Annotated in this window: 17 protein-coding genes and 1 pseudogene; 6 read left to right on the plus strand and 12 right to left on the minus strand. The window is 65.9% G+C overall.

Annotated elements, in window-relative coordinates; translation table 11 throughout:
• Nucleotides 1–83: 83 nt before the first annotated feature.
• Nucleotides 84–1,823: a hypothetical protein gene (locus BO996_RS22860; protein WP_071956492.1), complete on the plus strand. Its 1,740-nt coding sequence runs from the start codon at nt 84–86 to the stop codon at nt 1,821–1,823.
• Nucleotides 1,820–3,187, plus strand: a complete 1,368-nt coding sequence (locus BO996_RS22865) for an MATE family efflux transporter (RefSeq protein WP_071956493.1) — start codon at nt 1,820–1,822, stop codon at nt 3,185–3,187. Before BO996_RS22860 ends, BO996_RS22865 begins: the two co-directional genes overlap by 4 nt.
• A 30-nt stretch (nt 3,188–3,217) precedes the next feature.
• Here BO996_RS22865 and phoR read toward each other — a convergent pair whose 3' ends face one another.
• From phoR to pstS, 7 genes are all read right to left on the minus strand, one after another.
• Complete coding sequence (gene phoR, locus BO996_RS22870) at nt 3,218–4,612, minus strand: phosphate regulon sensor histidine kinase PhoR (protein ID WP_012206711.1); 1,395 nt, start codon at nt 4,610–4,612, stop codon at nt 3,218–3,220.
• A gap of 118 nt (nt 4,613–4,730) precedes the next feature.
• Nucleotides 4,731–5,426, minus strand: a complete 696-nt coding sequence (gene phoB / locus BO996_RS22875) for a phosphate regulon transcriptional regulator PhoB (protein WP_012206712.1) — start codon at nt 5,424–5,426, stop codon at nt 4,731–4,733.
• Nucleotides 5,427–5,446: 20 nt separating this feature from the next.
• The gene (phoU, locus tag BO996_RS22880; RefSeq protein ID WP_012206713.1) at nt 5,447–6,148 is read right to left on the minus strand and encodes a phosphate signaling complex protein PhoU; all 702 of its coding nucleotides are present in this window, start codon (nt 6,146–6,148) and stop codon (nt 5,447–5,449) included.
• Between the two features lie 13 nt (nt 6,149–6,161).
• Nucleotides 6,162–6,944 (minus strand): phosphate ABC transporter ATP-binding protein PstB, encoded by a 783-nt coding sequence (pstB, locus tag BO996_RS22885; protein ID WP_012206714.1) that lies wholly within the window; start codon nt 6,942–6,944, stop codon nt 6,162–6,164.
• Between the two features lie 38 nt (nt 6,945–6,982).
• A complete protein-coding gene (gene pstA, locus BO996_RS22890; protein WP_034398840.1) occupies nt 6,983–7,846 on the minus strand; it encodes a phosphate ABC transporter permease PstA in 864 nt (287 codons plus the stop codon).
• Nucleotides 7,847–7,863: 17 nt separating this feature from the next.
• Nucleotides 7,864–8,802: a phosphate ABC transporter permease subunit PstC gene (gene pstC, locus BO996_RS22895; protein ID WP_012206716.1), complete on the minus strand. Its 939-nt coding sequence runs from the start codon at nt 8,800–8,802 to the stop codon at nt 7,864–7,866.
• A 171-nt stretch (nt 8,803–8,973) separates the two neighbouring features.
• Nucleotides 8,974–10,014, minus strand: coding sequence for a phosphate ABC transporter substrate-binding protein PstS (pstS, locus tag BO996_RS22900; protein ID WP_012206717.1), 1,041 nt, complete (start codon nt 10,012–10,014; stop codon nt 8,974–8,976).
• Nucleotides 10,015–10,259: 245 nt separating this feature from the next.
• On the opposite strand from pstS, the pseudogene BO996_RS22905 reads away from it, so the two are divergent.
• Nucleotides 10,260–11,743: pseudogene (locus tag BO996_RS22905) on the plus strand (Ppx/GppA phosphatase family protein).
• Between the two features lie 68 nt (nt 11,744–11,811).
• On the opposite strand, the gene ppk1 reads toward BO996_RS22905, so the two are convergent.
• Nucleotides 11,812–14,265 (minus strand): polyphosphate kinase 1, encoded by a 2,454-nt coding sequence (ppk1, locus tag BO996_RS22910; protein WP_071956494.1) that lies wholly within the window; start codon nt 14,263–14,265, stop codon nt 11,812–11,814.
• 212 nt (nt 14,266–14,477) lie between these two features.
• Here ppk1 and BO996_RS22915 point away from each other — a divergent pair, with 212 nt between their 5' ends.
• Entirely contained in the window at nt 14,478–15,458 is a 981-nt protein-coding gene (locus BO996_RS22915) for a Ppx/GppA family phosphatase (protein ID WP_071956495.1), read from the plus strand.
• Nucleotides 15,459–15,567: 109 nt separating this feature from the next.
• Nucleotides 15,568–17,421 (plus strand): EAL domain-containing protein, encoded by a 1,854-nt coding sequence (locus tag BO996_RS22920; RefSeq protein WP_034396146.1) that lies wholly within the window; start codon nt 15,568–15,570, stop codon nt 17,419–17,421.
• A gap of 107 nt (nt 17,422–17,528) precedes the next feature.
• On the opposite strand, the gene glmM is transcribed toward BO996_RS22920, so the two are convergent.
• The 4 genes from glmM to BO996_RS22940 all read right to left on the minus strand — a co-directional run bounded on the left by glmM (nt 17,529) and on the right by BO996_RS22940 (nt 22,614).
• On the minus strand, nt 17,529–18,872 hold the full coding sequence (glmM, locus tag BO996_RS22925; protein ID WP_043819007.1) for a phosphoglucosamine mutase: 1,344 nt from the start codon (nt 18,870–18,872) through the stop codon (nt 17,529–17,531).
• Nucleotides 18,873–18,888: 16 nt separating this feature from the next.
• Nucleotides 18,889–19,725 (minus strand): dihydropteroate synthase, encoded by an 837-nt coding sequence (gene folP, locus BO996_RS22930; protein WP_071956496.1) that lies wholly within the window; start codon nt 19,723–19,725, stop codon nt 18,889–18,891.
• Nucleotides 19,726–19,867: 142 nt separating this feature from the next.
• On the minus strand, nt 19,868–21,790 hold the full coding sequence (gene ftsH / locus BO996_RS22935) for an ATP-dependent zinc metalloprotease FtsH (protein WP_016447469.1): 1,923 nt from the start codon (nt 21,788–21,790) through the stop codon (nt 19,868–19,870).
• A 170-nt stretch (nt 21,791–21,960) separates the two neighbouring features.
• Entirely contained in the window at nt 21,961–22,614 is a 654-nt protein-coding gene (locus tag BO996_RS22940) for an RlmE family RNA methyltransferase (protein WP_012206725.1), read from the minus strand.
• A 31-nt stretch (nt 22,615–22,645) separates the two neighbouring features.
• Between BO996_RS22940 and BO996_RS22945 the strand changes: the two genes are divergently transcribed.
• Entirely contained in the window at nt 22,646–23,119 is a 474-nt protein-coding gene (locus BO996_RS22945) for a YhbY family RNA-binding protein (protein WP_012206726.1), read from the plus strand.
• The last annotated feature ends 11 nt before the right edge of the window (nt 23,120–23,130 follow it).

Here is a 23,130-nt window from a genome sequence, read left to right on the forward strand (position 1 = left end):
CCCTGCCGGCCAGCCATGTTCCACGCTTTTCGAGGCCCTTGCTTCGCGTATTCTTGCGCCCTCCGTTGCAGAAAGTCCTGTGAGTGAACCAGCCCACCCCTGCCATCGTTGCCCAAAGCGCCGTGCGCCGCCTGCCCCGCTGGTCGCTGCTGCTGCTGTGCCTGGCCTATGTCGTGCCCGGATATGTGGGGCGCAGCCCCTGGCGCATGGCCGACATGGAGGCCTTCGGCTACATGCGGGAGCTGGCCCTGGGCCATACCTCGTGGCTGGCACCGCGCATGGCGGGCCTGCTGCCCGAATCCGAGGGCCTGCTGTCGTACTGGCTTGGCGCGCTGGCCATGCAGGGCGCGCCTTCCTGGCTGCATCTGGAGATGGCGGCACGCCTGCCCTTCATCGCCATGCTGGTGCTCACGCTGACGGCCACCTGGTGGGGCGTGTACTACCTGGCGCGCACGCCGGGCGCGCGCCCCGTGGCCTTTGCCTTTGGCGGCGAGGCACAGCCCACCGACTATGCGCGCGCCATGGCCGATGGCGGCCTGCTGGCCCTGGTGGCCTGCCTGGGCCTGGCCCAGCTTTCCCATGAAACCACCAGCTACATGACCCAGCTGGGCTGCGCGGCCCTGCTGTTCTTTGCCGCCGCAGCCATGCCCTACCACGGCCGCACCGCCATGCTGGCGCTGCTGCTGGGCCTGCCGGGCCTGGCGTTGAGCGGCGCGCCGACCGTGGCCACGCTGTTCGGCCTGGGCGGTGCGACCATGGCGTTTTTCTCGCGCACCTGGGGTGACGAGCCCTCGCCTGCGCCGCGCGAGGCACGCATCTGGACCGCGCTGTGGCTGGGCGTCACGCTGCTGGCGGCTGCACTGTCCTGGTGGCTGGACCAATGGGCCTGGCGCCTTGTGGACAGCGGCACCGCCAAGGAATGGCAAAGCCTGGTCAGGCTGCTGCTGTGGTTCAGCTGGCCGGCCTGGCCGCTGGCCATGTGGACCCTGTGGGTCTGGCGCCGCCAGATCGCCGCGCCTCGCCGCTATCCCCATCTGGCGCTGCCGCTGTGGTTTGCCGTCATTCCGGTGATCGCTTCGCTGAGCACGCTGCCTGCGGACCGTGCCCTGCTGCTGGGCCTGCCCGCCATCGCCACGCTGGCAGCCTTTGCCCTGCCGACGCTGCGCCGCAGCATCAGCGCCTTGATCGACTGGTTCACCCTGCTGTTCTTCAGCGCCGCCGCCATTGCCATCTGGGTGATCTGGCTCTCGCTGCAGACAGGCATTCCCGCCAAGCCGGCCGCCAATGTGGCCAGGCTGGCTCCGCAATTCACGCCGGAATTCTCGGTGCTCTCCTTCGCCGTGGCGGTTGCCGCCACCTTGGCCTGGTGCGTGCTCGTCGCCTGGCGCACATCGCGCAACCGCGCCGCCATCTGGAAGAGCCTGGTGCTGCCGGCCAGCGGGGCCACGCTGGGCTGGCTGCTGCTGATGACGCTGTGGCTGCCGCTGCTGGACCACGCGCGCAGCTTCGAGCCGCAGATGCGCCAGGTGCTGGCCGAACTGCCCAAGGACGGCAGCTGCGTGCAAACCTATGGCCTGCCCCGCGCGCACATTGCGGCGCTGCGCTTTTACGGCGACATCGACACCCAACGCCTGAGCATGGCCGGCTCCGCCCGCTGCGACTGGATGGTGGCCGAGGAAGAAACCTGGCTGGACCCGCACAGCGCACGCCTGCAGGGCACCTGGGAAACCGTGGCCCGCGTGGTGCGCCCTACCGATCGCAAGGACTTCCTGCTGGTCTTGAAGCGCAGGCCCGAGGCGAGCCGCGCCCAGGCCAGGCCATGAGCCAGCCCGCGCGCGCGCCACTGGGCACCGAACGGCGCACCATCGCCCAGCACGCGCTGACCGTGCTGGCCGGGCAGCTGGCGGTGATGGCCTTCGGCGTGACCGACACCATCGTGGCAGGCCGCTACGCCGAAGAGGCGCTGGCAGCGCTGTCCGTGGGCTCGGCCATCTTCGTGAGTGTCTATGTCTCGCTGATGGGCATCTTCCAGGCCCTGCTGCCGCTGTGGGCCGAGCATCGCGGCGCCGGACAGCCCGAGGCCATAGGCCGCACGCTGCGCCAGGCCATGTACATGCTGCTGGCCGCCTGCGCCCTGGGCATGGGCGTGCTGCTGTTTCCCGATGCGCTGCTGCGCTGGGCCGATGTGCCGCCACCGCTGCAGGTGGAGGTGCGGGCCTATCTTTCGGTGCTGGCCTGGAGCCTTCCGGCCGCGCTGCTGTTTCGCATCTACAGCACACTGAACCAGGCGCTGGGCCATCCCCTGCTGGTGACCTGGCTGCAGCTGCTGTCGCTGCTGCTGAAAATCCCCCTGTCGATCTGGCTGGCCTTCGGCGGCGCCGGCCTGCCTGCGCTGGGCGCCGAGGGCTGTGCCTGGGCCACGCTGCTGGTGAACTACGCCATGGTTGCCCTCGCATTCGTGCTGATGCGCAGCCAGAGCCTGTATGCGCCCCTGGCGCTGTGGCAGCGCATGGAGCCCCCGGACTGGCCGCAACTGGCGCAGTTCGCTCGACTGGGCGTTCCTGCAGGGCTGGCAATTTTGGTGGAGGTGACCTCGTTCACGCTGATGGCCTTGTTCGTGGCACGCCAGGGCACGCTGTCCTCGGCCAGCCACCAGATTGCTGCCAATCTTGCGGCGCTGTGCTACATGGTGCCCCTGTCGCTGGCGATTGCCACCAGCGCGCGGATCAGCTACTGGCGCGGCGCGGGGGACGAGGCCATGGCGCGCCGCCTTGTCACCATGGGCTGGCGGCTTGCGGCAACGGGTGGACTGGTGCTGGCCTCGGCACTGTTCCTGTCCCGCGAGGGGCTGGCCCGCATCTACAGCAGCAACCCCGAGGTGGTGGCCACTACCGCCAGCCTGCTGGCCTGGGTGGCTGCCTACCATGTGGCCGACGCCGTGCAGACCTTCTGTCTCTTCGTGCTGCGCTGCTACCGCATCACCGTGGCGCCGCTGGTCATCTACTGCCTGCTGCTGTGGGGCGGCGGACTGGCCGGCGGATACTGGCTGGCCTACGGCACGGACAGCGCCCTGCCCGCCTGGCTGCACCATGGCACGCCCGCCCCGTTCTGGGCCAGCAGTGCCTGTGCGCTGCTGGTGACGGCCCTGGTGTTCAGCGCCATCGTGCGCAAAGCCACAAGCCGCTGAACGGCAACGGCTGTTCACACTGGGCCACGCCTATGCGGCGCGGCTTTCGCGGGCCTCGCCGACTTCGCGTGTGCCTGGGGCCGCGATGCGGACGCGGCTGGCCGGAAAGGTCACGGAAAACTCCGACCCCTGGCCCGGCGCGCTGGTGATGCCCAGCTTGGCGCCATGGCGCTGCAGCACATGCTTGACGATGGCCAGGCCCAGGCCCGTGCCGCCGGTGTCGCGCGAACGGCTGCGGTCCACACGGTAAAAGCGTTCTGTCAGACGTGCCAGGTGCTTGGGTTCGATGCCTGGCCCGGAGTCCTGCACGGCAAAGCGTGCCGATCCATCAGGCAGGCTCTCCCAGGTCACCTCGATGCGCCCGCCTGCCGGCGTGTAGCGCATGGCGTTGGCCAGCAGGTTGGAGAAAGCGCTTTGCAGCTCGGCGCTGGCGCCGGCCACCTCACCGGCCTGCGCCAGCATCTCGGCCGACGGAAAGCTCAGCGCATGCGGCAGGGATTGCTTGCGCGTGAGCATGGAAGACAGGCCGCGCGCCTCGTTCTCGCAGCGCTGCATCAGCTGGGCCACGGGCACCCATTCGTTGCTGCTGGGCAAGGGGCTGCCCTCCAGGCGCGACAGCGCCAGCAGGTCTTCCACCAGATGCTGCATGCGCTCGGCCTGCTGGGCCATCAGTCCCAGGTAGCGGTTGCGCTCCTCGGGCTCCAGCGGCAGGTTCTGCAGCGTCTCCACAAAGCCCACGAGCACGGTCAGCGGCGTGCGGATTTCATGCGAGACATTGGCCACGAAGTCGCGGCGCATGGCCTCTGCCTGCTCCACCGCGGTGACATCGCGCGCCAGCAGCAGCTTGCGCCCTTCGCCATAGCCATACAGCTGCACCGACAGTTTGACGGGCCGCGAGGCCGTGCTCTCGCGGCCCTGCATGACCAGGTCGCGTGAGAAATCCTGGGTGGCGAAATAGGCGCTGAACTCGGGGTCGCGCACCAGGTTGCCAATGCTTTGCAGCAGGTCGCGTTCGGCATCGAAGCCGAACTGCCGCGCCGCGATCTGGTTGCACCATTCGATGCGCCCATCGGCGTCCAGCAGGACCACGCCATTGGGGCTGGCCTGCAGGGCGGAAAGAATGTCGTTGAGGCGCTGATCGCCCTGCTGCACCTGCTGCACGCTTTGGCGCAGCCACCGGCGCATGCGCACGCTGGCCTCACCCCAGATGCCGCTGAGCTCGGGCGCCTCCCGCAACTCCGACTGGCGCAGCCAGGACAGCAGGCGCATGGCGTTCCAGCTGTCCACCAGCCACCAGATCCAGCCCGCGCACAGCGCCCCCGTCAGGGCCGCCACGGCCTGGGCAGCCATGCCGGGGCTGGAGGCGGACATGACGCCCCAGAGCCACCAGCCCAGCAATGCGCCCGCGATCTGGGACGCCAACAAGCGAAAACCTCGCCAACCCATACTTGCGCCTTCTTTGCGTTGTATTCGCTGCCCTGGGCAGCGGCGCCCTGGCATGACCCGCGAAGGCCATGCGTGGATTCATGCGGAAAAAACGACCTCAGGCCAGCGCCTGCGCGCTGAGCCGGTAGCCGGCGCCGCGTACCGTCTCGATCAATGCCCCGGCCATGCCCAGCGCCTCGCGCAGCCGCTTGACGTGCACGTCCACCGTGCGCTCCTCGATGAAGACGTGATCGCCCCAGACCTTGTCCAGCAACTGGGCACGGCTGTGCACGCGCTCGGGGTGCTTCATCAGGTAGTGCAGCAGCTTGAACTCGGTGGGCCCCACCTTGATCATGTCGCCCTGCCAGCTCACGCGGTGCGCGGCGGCATCGAGCACCAGCTCGCCGATATTGACCTTGTCCTGAATCTGCTCGGGCGCACGGCGCCGCAGCACGGCACGGATGCGCGCGAGCAGCTCCTGGGTCGAGAAGGGCTTGGTGATGTAGTCATCGGCGCCTGCATCGAGCCCCGCCACCTTGTCAGGTTCATCGCCGCGCGCCGTGAGCATCAGAATGGGCACGGCCTTGGTGCGGCTGTCCGCGCGCCATTTGCGCGCCAGGGACAGGCCGCTGGCGCCGGGCAGCATCCAGTCAAGCAGGATCACGTCGGGCAACACGGCATCCAGCTCGCGCTGAGCCGTCACGCCATCCTCGGCCCAGACCGGCTGGAAGCCGTTGTGCCGCAGGTTGACAGCGATCAGCTCCGCGATGGCGGGCTCGTCCTCGACGATGAGGACCATGGGCATCTTCTTCATCCGTTGTTCGCCTCCGGCACTTACAGCACTGCCGACTCAATGGCATCCATGGTCTGGTGACGGACATCCTTGCCCTCCACCAGATAGATGATCAGCTCGGCCACATTCTTGGAATGGTCGCCGATGCGCTCGATGGCCTTGGCCAGGAACAGCAGGTCCAGGCTGGCCGAGATGGTGCGCGGGTCTTCCATCATGTAGGTGATGAGCTTGCGCACGAAGCCGTCGAACTCCTGGTCGATCAGATCATCTTCCTTGAGGATGGCCACGGCCGCCTTGGTGTCCAGGCGTGCAAAGGCGTCCAGCGTCTTGCGCAGCAGGCCCGAGGCCATCTCGGCCGCCGTGCGCAGGTCGCCCGTGGGCAGGGAGCGCGCAGCACCGCTTTCGATGATGGACTTGACCATGCGCGCCATCTTGTGCGCTTCGTCACCCATGCGTTCCAGATTGGCCGTGGCCTTGGAGAAGGCGATCAGCAGGCGCAGGTCGCGCGCCGTGGGCTGGCGCCGGGCGATGATGGACGAGAGCTCGTGGTCGATCTCCACTTCCATGGCGTTGACGCGCTTTTCCGCGGCATCGACCTGCTCCACGGCCTCGATGCTGAAGCGCGACAGCGCATAGACCGCCTGGCGGATCTGGGACTCGACCAGGCCGCCGAGCTCCATGACGCGCGCAGAGACGCGGTTGAGTTCGCTGTCGAACTGGCTGGAAAGGTGTTTTTCGTTCATCGATTGCTCCTGCTCAGCCGAAGCGGCCTGTGATGTAGTCTTCCGTTTCCTTGCGCTGGGGCTTGAAGAACATCTGCTCGGTGTCTCCGAATTCCACCAGATCGCCCAGGTACATGTAGGCCGTGTAGTCGCTGCAGCGCGCTGCCTGCTGCATGTTGTGCGTCACGATGACGACGGTGTAGTCGTTCTTCAGCTCGGCAATCAGCTCCTCGATCTTGGCCGTGGAGATCGGGTCCAGGGCCGAGCAGGGCTCATCGAGCAGCAGCACTTCGGGCTTGATGGCAATGCCGCGCGCGATGCACAGGCGCTGCTGCTGGCCGCCGGACAGGCCCGAGCCGCTTTGCTGCAGCTTGTCCTTGACCTCGCCCCACAGCGCGGCCTTGCGCAGTGCCCATTCGACACGGTCGTCCATGTCGGAGGAGCTGAGGTTTTCAAACAGCTTCACGCCGAAGGCGATGTTGTCGTAGATGGACATGGGAAACGGCGTGGGCTTCTGGAAGACCATGCCCACCTTGGCGCGGATCAGCGCCACGTCCTGCTTGCTGGTCAGCAGGTTCTCGCCGTCCAGCATGATCTGGCCTTCGGCGCGCTGCTCGGGGTACAGCTCGAACATGCGGTTGAAGGTGCGCAGCAGCGTGGACTTGCCACAGCCCGACGGGCCGATGAAGGCCGTGACCTTCTTTTCGGGGATGTCCAGGTTGATGCCCTTGAGGGCGTGGAACTTGCCGTAGTAGAAGTTCAGGTCGCGAACCGTCAGCTTGGAGGAGTTCAGCGCGGTGGAAGAGGTCGCAGTCATTGCGTGATCCTTGTCCTTGTTGATTGCTTATTGCTGCATTACTTCTGGCGGGTCAGGAACCGCGCCAGGATATTGAGACCGAGCACCGCCACGGTGATCAGGAACACGCCGGCCCAGGCCAGTTGCTGCCAATTCTCGTAGGGGCTCATCGCGAACTTGAAGATCGTCACCGGCAGGCTGGCCATGGGCTTGGACAGGTCGGCATTCCAGAACTGGTTGTTCAGCGCCGTGAACAGCAGCGGAGCGGTTTCCCCGGCAATGCGGGCCACGGCCAGCAGCACGCCGGTGATCACGCCGGCACGCGCTGCACGCAGCGTCACCATGATGATGACCTTCCACTTGGGCGTGCCCAGTGCATAGGCCGCTTCGCGCAGGCTGGCAGGCACCAGCACCAGCATGTTCTCGGTGGTGCGGATGACCACGGGAATCACGATCAGCGCCAGCGCCACCACGCCCGCGTAGCCGGAAAAGCTCTTGAAGCGCGCCACGACCACGGTGTAGACGAACAGGCCGATCACGATGGAAGGTGCCGACAGCAGGATGTCGTTGACGAAGCGCGTGGTATTGGCCAGCCAGCCGCGCGCATCGTATTCGGCCAGGTAGACACCGGCCATCACGCCGATGGGCGTGCCGACGAAGGTGGCCAGGGCCACCATGATCAGCGAGCCGAAGATGGCATTGGCAATGCCGCCCGCCTCATTGGGCGGAGGCGTCATTTCGCTGAACAGCGCCAGGCTCAGGCCGCCGATACCCAGCGTGATGGTTTCCCACAGGATCCAGACCAGCCAGAACACGCCGAAGGCCATGGCAGCCAGCGACAGGGTCAGCGCCACCTGGTTCACGCGCTTGCGCTTGGCGTACTTGGCCTGGCGCACGCGCGTCAGTTCGGCGGCATTGATCATCTTGGTGGAGGTGCTGCTCACGAGCGGGCTCCTTCATTCTTCTGCAGACGGTTGAGCAGCACCTTGGAGCAGGCCAGCACCACGAAGGTGATGAAGAACAGCACCAGGCCCAGATAGATCAGCGAAGCCTGGTGCAGGCCTTCGCCCGCTTCGGCAAACTCGTTGGCCAGCGCCGAGGTGATGCTGTTGGCAGCCTCGAAGACCGACAGAGAGTTGAGCTGGTTCATGTTGCCGATCACGAAGGTGACGGCCATGGTCTCGCCCAGCGCACGGCCCAGACCCAGCATCACGCCACCGAGCACGCCGGTCTTGGTGTAGGGCAGCACGACCTTCCAGACCACTTCCCAGGTCGTGGAGCCCAGGCCGTAGGCCGACTCCTTGAGCAGGGCCGGCGTGACTTCGAACACATCGCGCATCACCGAGGCGATGAAGGGGATGATCATGATGGCCAGGATGATGCCGGCCGACAGGATGCCGATGCCCACGGGCGGGCCGGACACGAAGGCCTCCAGATAAGGAACGCCCTGAAACAGCTTTTGCAGCGGCTGCTGCACATAGGTGGAGAGCACGGGACCGAAGACCATCAGGCCCCACATGCCGTAGACGATGGAGGGCACGGCAGCCAGCAGCTCGACGGCAGTGCCCAGCGGGCGCTTGAGCCAGGCGGGCGACAGCTCGGTGAGGAACAGGGCGATGCCAAAGCTCACGGGCACCGCAATCAGCAACGCGATGGCCGAGGTGGCCAGCGTGCCGTAAATCATGACCAGGCCGCCATATTCGTTGCGAACGGGGTCCCAGACGCTGCGGCCCAGAAAGCTCAGGCCGTATTCATAGATGGCGGGCCAGGCGCCGACCAGCAGCGAAGCCAGGATGGCCAGCAGCAGGCCCAGCGTCAGCAGCGCGGCCAGACGCGCGAGAGCGCCAAACAAGCGATCCGCCACGCGCCCCGACAGCATCGGGGGGCGTAGCGGAGAAGGTGTGCGTCGCTGGGAAGCCTGTGCAGAGGCGGCCAGCGAGTTCGAGGGCGACGTTGTGGACACGTGAGGCGCCTTTATTCGCGGTTTGTGGGGAGATCAGGGGGGCCATGATGCACCTGCCGGCGGTGCGCCACGGCCCCTTTTCAGGGTTTACTTCAGGGAAATCGCGGTACCCGAGGCGTCCTTGACTTGACCCCAGGATTGGAAGATCACGTTCTTGACGGCATCAGGCATGGGCACGTAGTCCAGGTCGGTGGCGGTCTTGTCGCCGGACTTGTAGGCCCACTCGAAGAACTTCAGCGAGGCAGCGGCCTGTGCGGGCTTGTCCTGGGCCTTGTGCATGATGATGAACGTGGCCGAGGTGATGGGCCATGCATCCTTGCCGGGCTGGTTGGTCAGGATCTGGTAGAAGCTCTTGGCCCAGTCGGCACCGGCGGCAGCGGCCTTGAAGGTGGCGTCGTCGGGCGACACGAAGGCGCCGCCAGCGGTCTGCAGCTGCGTGTAGGTCAGCTTGTTTTGCTTGACATAGGCGTACTCGACGTAGCCGATGGAGTTGGGCAGGCGGCCCACGAAGGCGGCCACGCCTTCATTGCCCTTGCCGCCGGCACCCGTGGGCCAGTTCACGGCCTTGCCTTCGCCAACCTTTTCCTTCCACTCGGCATTGACCTTGGACAGGTAGTTCGTGAAGCCGAAGGTGGTGCCCGAGCCGTCAGCACGGCGCACGGGAGCGATGGTGGCGTCAGGCAGGGTCACGCCGGGGTTCAGGGCCTTGATGGCCTCGTCGTTCCACTTGGTGATCTTGCCCAGGTAGATGTCGCCCAGCACCTGGCCGGTCAGCTTGAGCTGGCCGGGCTGGATGCCCTTGATGTTGACCACGGGCACGATGCCGCCGATCACGGTGGGGAATTGCACCAGGCCCTTCTTGGCCAGTTCGTCGTCCTTGAGCGGCTCGTCCGAAGCACCGAAGTCCACGGTCTTGGCTTCGATCTGCTTGATGCCGGCGCTGGAGCCCACGGACTGGTAGTTGATCTTCACGCCGGTGGCCTTGTGGTAATCGGCGGCCCACTTCGAGTACAGCGGCGCAGGGAAGCTGGCGCCGGCGCCGGTGGCTTCCTGCTGGGCCAGGGCCTGGCCCATACCGCCCGCAGACAGAGCACCAGCCACCAGAATGTGAATCACAGACAACTTCATGTACAGACCTCTTAGGGGTTGAAAGATGCGATGGCTGGACTGTAAGAAGGCTTTGTGACATTGATATGACACGGAGAAAAGGCGTCACAAATGCTGGGCCATAGTCTGTAAGACCCGGGTCATCGCGGTGTCACAATTCCGTCTTAGTCTTGTGCCTCGCACGAGCTGGCACCAGACAAGCGCAGCCCTGCCACCCGGCACCGCTGCGCACTCCTGCTCGACGAATCTTGATTGGCGTTTCTTTCATGGCACCAGAATCCCTGCTCGCCGCCGTTGACCTCGGATCCAACAGCTTTCGCCTAGAAATAGGCCGCGTCGGCAGCCACCAGCGCATAGAGCGCGTGGAATATCTCAAGGAGACCGTGCGCCAGGGCAATGGGCTCAACGAGCACCATGAGCTGACCGACGAGGCCATGCAACGCGGCTGGGACTGCCTGGCACGCTTTGGCGAGCGCCTGGCCGGCTTTCCTGCCGACCAGGTCCGCGCCGTGGCCACGCAAACCCTGCGGGAGGCCCGCAACCGCGATGTCTTCATCGCACGCGGCAGCGCCCTGCTGGGCTTTCCCATCGAGGTCATCTCGGGCGAGGAAGAGGCCCGGCTGATCTATCGCGGCGTCTCCAGCCTGTTGCCGCCCTCGCAGCAGCGGCGCCTGGTGGTGGACATTGGCGGCCGCTCGACCGAAGTCATCATCGGCCAGCATGGCGAGGCGCGTCAGGTGGCCTCCTACCCCATAGGCAGCGTCGCCTGGAGCACGCAATTCTTTGGCGAAGGCACGCTGTCGCGCGCACATTTCTCGGCCGCCATCAAGGCCGCGCAGGCGGCTCTCACCCAGACCGTCTCGGCCTACCCGGCCACTGCATGGGACTGCGCCTATGCCTCGTCGGGCACGGCCAACGCCGTGGGCGACATCCTGGCTGCCAACGGATATTCCGGCGGGCTGATCACGCCCGACAGCCTGCGCTGGCTGCATGAGCAGCTGATGGAGGCCGGCCATGTGGACCGCATCCGGCTGGCCGGACTCAAGGAAGACCGCCGCGCCGTCATCGCCGGAGGCCTGAGCATCCTGATTGCGGCCCTGGGCCTGCTGGGCATCAATGAACTGGAAGTCGCCCAGGGCGCGCTGCGCCAGGGCGTTTTGCACGACCTGCTGGAGCACGAGCCCCCGCCGACCGCGAGGCAGCCGAAATTGCCGCGCTGCAGCAGGACTTCGGCATTGACACCCCGCATGCGCTGCGCGTGCGCAAGGTCGCACGCTGGGCCTGGCAATCGCTGCACGCACAACAACCGCCCGATGCCCTGTCCATGCATGCACTGGACACGGCCGCCAGCCTGCACGAGATCGGCATGCGCATCTCCCTGAGCGCCTACCACCGGCACGGCGCCTACATCACCGAGCACTGCGGTGCCGCGACATGGCCCGTGGAGCTGCGCGCGCGCATCACCCAGCTCGTGCTCGGCCACCAGGGCAAGCTGCGCAAGCTGGAAGCCGCCATCGAGGACCAGGCCGTGGCCTGGCCCTTGCTCGCACTGCGGCTGGCCGTGCAGCTGTGCCATGCCCGGCGTGACCCCGATCTGCAGGGCATACGGCTGCATCGCTCGGACAGCGTCTTTCACCTGACCGTGCCGGAAGGCTGGGCCAAAAGCTATCCCCAGTCCGCCCAGCTGCTGCGCACCGAGGCCGTGGCCTGGCAGAAGACGCCCTGGACCTTGCAGCTGCATCTGCACTGAGCACGGCCACCCGCTTCGGCTTGCGCCGGGATGGCGCGGGGCAGCCGGCCCGCCGGCCGTGACGCAGCTCAGACCTGGGGCCCGTAGCGCTCCATCAAGGCGCGCTGCGCACCCAGGCCCGTGGTCGGATAGGGTGCACGCTGGTAGGCACCATTGGCCTCCAGGGTCCAGGCATCGCGGTTGTCATACAGGCCAGCGACCAGGCATTCGTCTATCACCTGCTGGCGCAGCACGGGGTCGCGCACGGGCCAGGCCAGTTCCACCCGGCGCATCATGTTGCGGTTCATCCAGTCGGCGCTGGACAGCAGCAGCTCCTGCTGCTTGCCCCAGGCAAAGTAGAAGACGCGCGAGTGCTCCAGGAAACGGCCGATGATGGAGCGCACGCGGATGTTGTCGGTCCAGCCCTTGCGCTGCGGCGGCAGCATGCAGGCACTGCGCACGATGAGATCGATGCGCGCGCCCTGCTGGCCGGCACGCACCAGGGCCTGCATGAGCAGCTCGTCGGTCAGCGCATTCATCTTGAGCACGATGCGCGCCTCTTCGCCGCGCTGCGCCGCCTCGCCCACCTGGTTGATCAGCGCCAGCATGCGGTCGTGCAGCTGGAACGGCGCAATCACCAGCTGGTGCAGCTTGGGCAGGCGGTTGTGGCTGGACAGGTGGCTGAACACGGCATCCATATCGGCCGTGATCTGCGCATCGCAGGTCAGCTGGCTGATGTCCGTGTACAGGCGCGCCGTGCGCACGTTGTAATTGCCGGTGGACAGGTGTCCATAGCGCTTGAGCTGCCCGCTGCGCTTTTCGCGGCGTGTGATCAGCAGCATCTTGGCGTGCGTCTTCAGGCCCAGCACGCCGTAGACCACCTGGGCGCCCAGGGCCTCCAGCTTCTCGGCGGAGTTGATGTTGGCCTCTTCGTCAAAGCGGGCCTTGAGCTCCAGCACGGCCAGCACCTCCTTGCCGCGGCGCACGGCCTCGGCCAGCAACTGCATGATTTCGGAGTCGGACCCGGTGCGGTAGATGGTCTGCTTGATGGCCAGCACCTCGGGATCGTTGACGGCCTCGCGCAGCAGCTCCAGCACGCCGTCGAAGCTCTCGAAAGGCTGGTGGATCAGCACGTCACGCTTGCGGATCTGGGCCATCACCGAGCGGCCCGGCTGCAGCTGGCGCGGCCATGCCGGCCGCCACGGCGGGAACAGCAGCGCGGGGTCATCGACCAGATCGACCAGCTGCGACTGGCGCACCAGGTTCACGGGCCCCTTGACGCGGAACAGTGCCTCGGTCGGCAGGCCGAACTGGCCCAGCAACAGGTCGGACAACATGGGCGAGCAGGCAAAGGACACCTCCAGCCGCACGGCCTGGCCGTAGTGGCGGTGGTGCAGACCCTGGCGCAGCGCCATGCGCAGGTCGCTGACATCGTCCTCATCCACCGCCAGATCCGAATGGCGGGTGACACGGAATTGCGCGAACTCCGCCACCTCACGCCCCGGGAACAGCTCGACCAGATGGGCGCGCACGATGCTGGAGATGCTCACGAACAGGCGCTGCTTGCCCGCGATCTTCTCCGGCAGGCGCACCAGGCGAGGCAAGGCACGCGGGACCTTGACGATGGCCACCTCGTTGGCGCGGCCGAAGGCATCGACACCCTTGAGGCGCACGATGAAGTTCAACGCCTTGTTGGCCACCTGGGGAAATGGATGGGATGGGTCCAGGCCCACCGGCATGAGCAGGGGCTGGACTTCGCGCAGAAAGTATTCGCGCACCCATTTGCGCTGGGCGCTGCTGCGCTCGCCATGGGAGACCACGCGTATGCCCTGCCCCGCAAAGGCAGGAATCAGCGATTGGTTGTACAGCGTGTACTGGCGCAATACCAGCTCATGCGCCTTGTCCATCAGCGAGCGAAAGCTCTGCAGCGTATACAGGCCCTTGGCGTCGCCGGCCTTGGCCGCCGTCACATGGGGGGCGCAGCGCACCTCGAACCATTCGTCGAGATTGGAAGAGACGATGCACAGGTAGCGCAGCCGCTCCAGCAGCGGCACATCCTCGCGCACAGCCCAGTCCAGCACGCGTTCGTTGAACGCCAGGATGCAATGGTCGCGGTCCAGAAACTGTTGTTGCTGCTGCTGTTGCTCTTGCACTTCGCCGCTTTCGGCTGTGGCGTACAGGCCAGTGTATGCCGCGGCGGCCAGCCCCGCAGCAGAGACCGGGGCAGACGCTGGCATCGCCTGGCCCTGCAATTCCAGCAGGGCGGTGGAAAGGCTTTTGGCCAGGGGCATCATCGGGACATTCAAGGGTGCAGAGACGGGTATGGGCGCTGTCTCGCGGGCCATGCCCAGCGAGGCCGGCCCTGCGGGCATGGTGCGCAGCCCCTGTTCATGTTCTGGTTCGGCAGGCGCGGCAGAGGCGCTGGCGGGAATCGGCGTGAATGTCTGGGGCATGGATGCAGGGGCCCGGCCTGTGCAGGACCCGGTAGTCACCCCGTGGACCGGGGATTCTGGCAGTCTGCCCCGGGTTTGTGACATGTTCATGACATAAATCCCGCCCACGCATGACACCTGTCATACAAGCGACTTCCGGCAAGGAATGGCTGCGCTGGCGCTGTCATGCAAAGGTCATGACCAGGTCACGCAGCCACGAGGGCCACGCTGTATCGCCAGGGTGCTAAGCTCACTGCCATCCCCCTGGATGGCGTTGGCTGCTGCAAACCTGCCGCAGCCGTGTCGTCGTCCGCCTGTCGCGCATGCCCTCTTCCAATCCCCCCGAAAGCCGCCTGGCCGCCATCGACATTGGCTCCAACAGCTGCCTGCTGGCCATGGCCCGCAGCGACGGCGCAAAGGTACAGCTGTTCAGCCACCGCAAGGAAGCCATACGCCTGGGCAGCGCCCTGGACGCACAGGGAGCCCTGAGCCTGGAGGCCATGCAGCGTGGCTGGGCCTGCCTGGAGCGCTATGCGCAGGTGCTGGGCGACCTGCCCCGCCACCGCGTTCGTGCCGTGGCCACGCAGACGCTGAGAGAGGCATCGAACCGCCAGGTCTTCCTGGACGAAGGCCAGCGCATCCTGGGCTGCGCCATCGAAGTCATCGACGGCGAGGAAGAAGCGCGCCTGATCTATCGCGGCGTCGCCCAGTTGCTGCCGCCCGGTCCCCAGCGGCGGCTGGTGGTGGACATCGGTGGCCGATCGACCGAGCTGTGCCTTGGCCAGCAGCGGCAGGTGCTGCAGGCACGCTCCTTCGCCTTCGGCAGCGTGACCTGGGCATTGCGCCACTTTCCCGATGGAGAGCTGTCGGCCCAGGCACTGTCCCAGGCCGAAGCGGCGGTGGCCGACATCATTGCGCCCGAAGCCGCGCGGTTTGCCGCCGGGCAGTGGAGCCATGCCTATGGGTCCTCCGGCACGGCCGGCGCCATCGTCAAGGTGCTGGCCCATGCACCCGATGGCACGGCCGGCTGGATCACGCGGCAGGGACTGGACTGGCTGCAGGCGCAGTTGCTGCGTGCAGGGCATGTCAGCCGCGTGAACATGGACGGGCTCAAGGAAGAACTGCGTCCCATGATCGGCGGCGGCATGAGCGTGATGCGGGCGATCTTCTCCAGCCTGGGCATCGAGCGCATGCGCGTGACGCATGGCGCCCTGCGGCATGGCGTGCTGTATGAGCTGGCCGATCGGCTGGATGCCGAAGCCTCCGGAAAACGCAGGCGCAGGCAAGTTGCACCCGGCCCATGACGGCCCAGGCCCTGCTTGCGTCAGGGAAGGCCGATAGAGTGTTTTCCGCACAAGTGCTACACTTTGTAAGCTTCCCACCCTCCCTTCATTACCGCCCCACCGCTTCGCCATGTCCGCGCCGACGATTGCGTACGACCCTGTACTCGAACGTCCGTCTTCGATGATGGCGGCGTCCCTGCAACGCAGCCTGCGCGAGCAGCAGGCCCTGCTCGACAATGCCGGCGTCGGCATCGTCTTCATTCGCCAACGCGTCATCGTCCGCTGCAACCAGTGCTACGCCGACATCTTCGGCTACGCGGGCGAGCATGCGCTGGTGGGCATCAACAGCGAACATCTGCATCCCAGCCGCGATGAGCTGCGCAGCCTGGGACGCGAGGCCTACCGCACGCTGAGCGCCGGCCTGTCCTTTCGCACGCAGCGCCGCCTGCGCCGCAAGGACGGCAGCCTGTTCTGGGGCGAGCTCACGGGGCGGCTCATCAATCCGGGCGATGCGCGCGAGGGATCGATCTGGATCGTGAGCGATATCGACGACCGCCTGCGCGCCCAGCAGGCCCTGAGCCAGGCCCACGAACTGCTGGAGCAGCAGGTGCGCGACCGCACACGCGAACTCAGCGCCACGGTGGAGAACCTGCACCGGGAGATTGCCGACCGCAAGCTGGACCAGGAACGCATCTACTGGATGGCGCACTACGACGCGCTCACCGGCCTGCCCAACCGCACGCTGCTGGCCGAGCGCAGTGCCCGCGCCATCGAGCTGGCCAAGGCCAACGACACGCCGCTGGCCGTGATGTTCCTGGACCTGGACCACTTCAAGCATGTCAATGATTCGCTGGGCCACCGCGTGGGCGATGCCCTGCTGGTGGAGATTGCCCGCCGCCTGCGTGCCGTCGTGCGCGACCGCGATACGGTGGCCCGCATCGGCGGCGACGAATTCGTGCTGCTGCTGCCCGGCGCCAATGCCCAGGGCGCGGCCCGCGTGGCCGGCAAGCTGCAGGAGGCGTCGCGCCAGGCCTACCAGATCGACCGCCATGAGCTGACCATTGCGCCGTCCATGGGCATTGCGCTGTACCCGCGCGACGGCCACGACATCGACTCGCTGACACAGGCCGCCGACGCGGCCATGTACCACGCCAAGCAGGCCGGCCGCAACACCTACCGCTTCTTCACGCCGCAGATGCAGGCACAGTCCCTGCGCGCCCTGCAGTTGGAGAACGCGCTGCGCCGGGCGCTGGAGCGCAATCAGCTGTATCTGCACTATCAGCCGCAGATCACGCTGAGCACGGGCCGCGTGCGCAGCGTGGAGGCGCTGCTGCGCTGGGAGCACCCGGAACTGGGCTCGGTCTCACCGGCCGAGTTCATTCCCGTGGCCGAGGACAGCGGCCAGATCCTGCAGATCGGCGAATGGGTGCTGCGCAGCGCCATGCAGCAGTTGCAGGTCTGGCGCAATGCGGGCCTTTGCGACCTGAAGGTGGCCGTGAATCTTTCGGCCATCCAGTTCCATCAGCAGCAACTGCCCGAGATCATCAACCGCATCCTGCTCGACAGCGACCTGCCGGCCGACTCTCTGGAGCTGGAGCTGACCGAGGGCGTGGCCATCCATGATCCGCGCCAGGCGACGGCCACCATGGACCGGCTGCGCGAGCACGGCGTGCGCTTGGCCATGGATGACTTCGGCACCGGCTATTCATCCCTGAGCCAGCTCAAGCGCTTTCAGATCTACAAGCTCAAGATCGACCAGTCCTTCATCCAGGACCTGGATCACGACAGCAACGACCGCGCCATTGTCAGCGCCATCATCCGCATGGCCCAGGCCCTGGGCATGCAGACCACGGCCGAGGGCGTGGAGACCGAGGCACAGCTGGAGTTCCTGCGCGAGCAAGGCTGCGATGAGGCCCAGGGCTACCATTTCAGCCGCCCGCTGGCACCAGAGGCGCTGGAGTCCTTCTTGCGCAGCCAGGGCTGACCGGGCCGCATCACCGCGCGCATCGCATCACCTCGCGCACCGGAATCCAGACGAAAAAAGCCGAGGCATGAAGCCTCGGCCTTCCATGCACAGGAGCGCGCAACCGCTCAGGCAACCGGCGAATTCTTGGCCACGCTGGCCAGGCGCTCGGCACAGCGGCTGGCCTGGTCGCCATCGCGCGCCTCCACCATCACGCGCAGCAAAGGCTCGGTGCCGCTGGCGCGGATGAGCACGCGCCCCGTATCGCCCAGCTCGGCCTGGACGGCCTCGGTGGCCTCTTCCAATTGGGTGTTGCGCTTCCAGTCCTGGCCCGGCTGCAGCCGCACGTTGAGCAGCACCTGGGGAAACAGCTGCACGGACGACAGCCACTGCGACAGGCTCTTGCCCGAGCGCACGCAGGCCTGCAGCACCTGCAGCGCGCTGACCAGGCCGTCGCCCGTGGTGTGCTTGTCCAGCGCCAGCAAATGGCCCGAGCCCTCACCGCCCAGGGTCCAGCCCTGGCGGTGCAGCTCTTCCAGCACATAGCGGTCGCCCACCTTGGCACGCACAAAGCCCACGCCCTGGGACTTCAGCGCCACCTCCACGGCCATATTGGTCATCAGCGTGCCCACGGCGCCCGGCACGGCCTCGCCGCGCGCCAGCCGGTCGGCTGCCAGCAGATACAGCAGCTCGTCGCCGTTGTAGAGCCGCCCTGCCGCATCGACCAGCAGCAGCCGGTCGGCATCGCCATCCAGCGCCACACCGAAATCGGCCTTGTTGGCGCGCACGGCCAGCACCAGAGCCTCAGGGTGCGTGGCACCCACGTCTTCGTTGATGTTCAGTCCATCGGGCGCACAGCCAATGGCCACCACATCGGCCCCCAGTTCATGGAAGACCTTGGGTGCGATCTGATAGGCCGCGCCATGAGCCGCATCGACAACGATCTTCACGCCCTTGAGCGTGAGTGCATGGTCAAAGGTGCTCTTGCAGAACTCGATATAGCGCCCTGCCGCGTCTTCAAGGCGCCGGGCCTTTCCCAGAGCGGCAGAGTCGGCCCACACGGGATCTTCGGTCAAGGCCTGCTCGACCTCTTCCTCCCAGGCATCTGGCAGCTTGGTGCCCTGGGCGCTGAAGAACTTGATGCCGTTGTCGTAATAAGGGTTGTGGCTGGCGCTGATGACCACGCCCAGGCTGGCTCGCTGGGCGCGCGTCAGGTAGGCCACGCCCGGGGTGGGCAGGGGACCGAGCAGCATCACGTCCACACCGGCCGAGTTGAAGCCGGACTCCAGGGCACTCTCCAGCATGTAGCCCGAGATCCGGGTGTCCTTGCCGATCAGCACCATGGGGCGGGCTTCCTTGCGCCGCAGCACACGGCCCACGGCGTGCGCCAGGCGCAGCGCGAAGTCGGGGGTGATGGGCGAGCGGCCCACCAGGCCGCGAATTCCATCGGTACCAAAATATGTGCGTGCCATAGTGCTCCTTTGTTGTTCAGTTGTTGTCGTGCATGGTCTGCCAGACCGTCAATGCCGCCACCGTATCGGCCACGTCGTGCACGCGCACCACGCGCGCGCCCCGTTCCACTGCCAGCAGCGCCGCCGCCACACTGGGCACCATGCGCTGGCCCTGCGCAAGGCCACTGACCTGCCCGAGCGAGCCCTTGCGCGACCAGCCTGCCAGCAGCGGGAAGTCTAGGCCCAGCAATTCATGCTGGCGCGCAAGCAGCGAAAAATTCTGTGCCACGCTTTTGCCGAAGCCGATGCCGTAGTCCCAGACAATGCGCTCGCGCGCCACGCCCCGGGCCAGCAGGGCATCGCTGTGCAACTGCAGGAAATCGCGCACGGCGGGCACGGCATCGCCTTGCATGGGCATGGTCTGCATGTCCTGCGGCGTGCCATGCATGTGCATGAGACAGATGCCGCAGCTCGGGTGCGCGGCCACCACCTGCTGCGCGCCCGGCTGGCGCAGCGCCCAGATGTCGTTGACGATGTCGGCCCCCAGATCCAGCACGGCCTGCATGACCTCGGGCTTGTAGGTATCGACGGAGACAGGCACGCCCAGTTGCACCGCGCCCTGCACCACGGGCAGCACGCGCCGCAACTCCTCGTCCAGCGGCACGGCCGGCGATCCGGGCCTGGTGGACTCGCCACCGATGTCGAGGATGTGCGCGCCTTCACCGACCAGCTGCTCTGCATGCCGCAAGGCCTGCTCCACCGTGTTGTGCCGCCCGCCATCGGAAAACGAGTCGGGCGTCACATTGACGATGCCCATGACCAGTGGACGCTGAAGGTCTAGAACAAAGCGCGAAGTCTGCCATTGATGCGGCATGGGATTTCCTGAAGGTAGGCGCTTGCCGGACCGGGCCCCTCGCTCGGCCACCGCTGCGGGCGATTGAGCACATCCTGCAAGCAAAGCAAAAGGGCCCCTCGGGGCCCTTTGCATGGGATTGGCAGATTCTGCGGCAAGCAGATCAGGCCGTGGTGGGCGCAGGGTCGGCATCCACTGCCGGCGTGCCGCCGGACGAGTTGCCACCGTCGGAAGACGGCGGGTTGCGCGGCACCCAGTCCTTGGGAGGACGCGGCTCTCGGCCAGCCATGATGTCATCGAGTTGCTCGGCGTCGATGGTTTCCCAGTCGAGCATGGCCTTGGCCATGGCATGCATCTTGTCGGAGTTGTCCTCGATCAGCTTGCGCGCCAGTCCGTACTGCTCGTCGATGATGCGGCGAACCTCCTGGTCCACCTTCTGCATCGTCTGCTCGCTCATGCTGTTGGTCTTGCTCATCGAGCGGCCCAGGAAAGGCTCGCCTTCCTGCTCCGCATAGACCATGGGACCCAGCGCGTCGGTCATGCCGTAGCGCGTGACCATGTCGCGTGCGATCTGCGTGGCCCGCTCGAAGTCGTTGCTCGCGCCCGTGGTCATCTGGTTCATGAACACTTCTTCGGCAATGCGTCCACCGAACAGCATGGCGATCTGGTTGAGCATGAACTCCTTGTCGTAGGAGTAGCGGTCCTTCTCGGGCAGGCTCATCGTCACGCCCAGCGCACGACCGCGCGGGATGATGGTGACCTTGTGAACGGGATCGCACTTGGGCAGCAGCTTGCCGATCAGTGCGTGGCCTGCCTCGTGGTAGGCCGTGTTGCGGCGCTCTTCCTCGGGCATGACCATGCTCTTGCGCTCGGGGCCCATGATGATCTTGTCCTTGGCCTTCTCGAAATCCTGCATCTCGACGGTACGCGCATTGCGGCGCGCGGCCATCAGGGCTGCTTCGTTGCAGAGGTTGGCCAGATCGGCGCCCGACATGCCGGGCGTGCCGCGGGCGATCACGCCCGGATTCACGTCCTGGCCGACAGGAATCTTGCGCATGTGCACATTGAGGATCTGCTCGCGGCCGCGGATGTCGGGCAGCGTCACATACACCTGGCGGTCGAAACGGCCGGGACGCAGCAGGGCGGCATCCAGGATGTCGGGACGGTTGGTCGCAGCCACGACGATCACGCCGAGGTTGGTCTCGAAGCCGTCCATCTCGACCAGCATCTGGTTCAGGGTCTGTTCACGCTCATCGTTGCCACCGCCCAGGCCTGCGCCGCGCTGGCGGCCCACGGCGTCGATTTCATCGATGAAGATGATGCAGGGTGCGTTCTTCTTGGCATTCTCGAACATGTCGCGCACACGGGCCGCGCCCACGCCGACGAACATTTCCACGAAGTCGGAGCCCGAGATGCTGAAGAACGGGACCTTGGCCTCACCCGCAATGGACTTGGCCAGCAGCGTCTTGCCGGTACCCGGAGGCCCGACCAGCAGCAGGCCACGCGGAATGCGGCCGCCGAGCTTCTGGAACTTGTTGGGGTCCTTCAGGAAGTCCACGACTTCCTTGACCTCTTCCTTGGCTTCGTCGCAGCCTGCAACGTCGGCAAAGGTCACGGTGTTGTTGTTCTCGTCCAGCATGCGCGCCTTGCTCTTGCCGAAGCTGAAAGCACCGCCCTTGCCGCCGCCTTGCATCTGGCGCATGAAGTACACCCACACGCCGATCAACAGCAGCATGGGGCCCCAGCTGACGAGCAGGGTCATCAGGACCGAGCCTTCTTCGCGGGGCTTGACGTCGAACTTGACGTTGTTGTTGATCAGATCGCCCACGAGCCCGCGATCCAGGTAGGTGGCCGTGGTGCGCACCTTGCGGTCATCGTTGGTCGTGGCCACGATCTCGGTGCCGCCGGGGCTTTCCTGGATGGTGGCGCTCTTGATGCGGTTGCTTCGCACCTCTTCCAGGAACTCGGAGTAACCGACATGGGACGCGCCGGCGCCGCCACGGGTGTCAAATTGTTTGAACACCGTAAACAGCACCATGGCGATGACCAGCCAGACGGCAATTTTTGAAAACCACTGATTGTTCAAGCGGGGCTCCAATGGGGATACAGATAAAACGACTTCCAGCGTGCTCGAAGCGTATTTGCGGTCCATTTTAGGTGTTTCAAGCTGGCTGGTCGCCTATATCCCTCTATAGCAGCCATAGCTTGAATGCGGTCTTGACCCGCGTCAGGGCCGCGCCGGGCGGCTGTGCAGGGCTACTTGAGCCCCATGCCCACCAGAAACGTCTCCGAAGACTTGTCGCGCGAGGACTTGGGCTTGATCGGCTTGACCACCTTGAAGGTCTGCCGGAACAGCGCTACCAGGTCGTCGTAGGCCCCGCCGTGGAAGAGTTTCACGACCAGGGCCCCTTCAGGTTTCATATGGTGGATGGAGAAATCAACCGCCAGCTCCACCAGCAGCGCAATGCGCGCCGCATCCGTCGTACCGTTGCCCGACAGGTTCGGAGCCATGTCGGAGACCACCACATCGGCCTTGCCACCGCCCAGCGCTTCCTGCAGCTGCGCCAGCACCGGCTCCTCGCGAAAATCGCCCAGAATGAACTGCACGCCCTCGATGGGCTCCATGGGCAGCAGATCCAGCGAGATGATCCGGCCATTGAGCGCGCCCACCGCCGCACCTTCTGGCGACAGGCAGCGGCGCACATACTGGCTCCACGCCCCTGGCGTAGAGCCCAGATCCACCACCGTGGCACCCGGCCGGATGAGCTTGAGCTGCTCGTCTATCTCCTTGAGTTTGTAGGCCGCGCGAGCGCGGTAGCCGTCCTTCTGGGCGGCTTTGACGTAAGGATCGTTGACGTGGCTGTTGAGCCAAGCCTTGTTGACCTTCTTGCTTTTTGTGTTGACTTTCATGCTGGATTCTTTCAGCCTCGATAATACGGCCATGCCCCAAATTCAATTGACTCCCGCCGAGCGCCGGGAACACCGCGCCAACGCACACCACCTGGACCCCGTGGTCCTCATCGGAGGTGACGGCCTGACGGCTGCCGTGCAAAAGGAGGTCAACGCCGGCCTTAACGCACATGGCCTGATCAAGGTCCGTGTCTTCAACGACGACCGCGCCGCACGCGAGCAGATGTATCTGCAGCTGTGCGACGAACTTGGCGCTGCACCCATTCAACACATCGGCAAGCTGCTGGTGCTCTGGCGCCCCATGCCGGAAAAGGAAAAAGCCATCGACGAGAACCGCATGCCCGGTCCTCGCGATGTCAAGCTGCTCAAGTTCAGCAAGCGCTCCGGCCAAAAGCCCGAGGTCAAGCAGATCCGCGTGCTGGGCAACCAGCGCCTGACGGCAGGTGGCCAGGTCAAGCGCGCCAAGCCCAAGCAAAAGTCGGTCAAGAAGCGCCAGGCAGACTGAGTCCGCCGCAT

Source organism: Delftia sp. HK171 (assembly GCF_001886655.1).
GTDB lineage: Bacteria > Pseudomonadota > Gammaproteobacteria > Burkholderiales > Burkholderiaceae_C > Comamonas > Comamonas acidovorans.

Coding starts and splice junctions, on each gene's coding strand:
- folP (WP_071956496.1), bottom strand. CDS start 19,725: ATGCCGCATCAATGGCAGACTTCGCGCTTTGTTCTAGACCTTCAGCGT.
- pstA (WP_034398840.1), bottom strand. CDS start 7,846: ATGATCAATGCCGCCGAACTGACGCGCGTGCGCCAGGCCAAGTACGCC.
- pstB (WP_012206714.1), bottom strand. CDS start 6,944: ATGACTGCGACCTCTTCCACCGCGCTGAACTCCTCCAAGCTGACGGTT.
- pstC (WP_012206716.1), bottom strand. CDS start 8,802: ATGCTGTCGGGGCGCGTGGCGGATCGCTTGTTTGGCGCTCTCGCGCGT.
- ppk1 (WP_071956494.1), bottom strand. CDS start 14,265: ATGAACATGTCACAAACCCGGGGCAGACTGCCAGAATCCCCGGTCCAC.
- phoU (WP_012206713.1), bottom strand. CDS start 6,148: ATGAACGAAAAACACCTTTCCAGCCAGTTCGACAGCGAACTCAACCGC.
- BO996_RS22920 (WP_034396146.1), top strand. CDS start 15,568: ATGTCCGCGCCGACGATTGCGTACGACCCTGTACTCGAACGTCCGTCT.
- glmM (WP_043819007.1), bottom strand. CDS start 18,872: ATGGCACGCACATATTTTGGTACCGATGGAATTCGCGGCCTGGTGGGC.
- phoB (WP_012206712.1), bottom strand. CDS start 5,426: ATGAAGAAGATGCCCATGGTCCTCATCGTCGAGGACGAGCCCGCCATC.
- BO996_RS22915 (WP_071956495.1), top strand. CDS start 14,478: ATGCCCTCTTCCAATCCCCCCGAAAGCCGCCTGGCCGCCATCGACATT.
- pstS (WP_012206717.1), bottom strand. CDS start 10,014: ATGAAGTTGTCTGTGATTCACATTCTGGTGGCTGGTGCTCTGTCTGCG.
- BO996_RS22945 (WP_012206726.1), top strand. CDS start 22,646: ATGCCCCAAATTCAATTGACTCCCGCCGAGCGCCGGGAACACCGCGCC.
- BO996_RS22940 (WP_012206725.1), bottom strand. CDS start 22,614: ATGAAAGTCAACACAAAAAGCAAGAAGGTCAACAAGGCTTGGCTCAAC.
- BO996_RS22865 (WP_071956493.1), top strand. CDS start 1,820: ATGAGCCAGCCCGCGCGCGCGCCACTGGGCACCGAACGGCGCACCATC.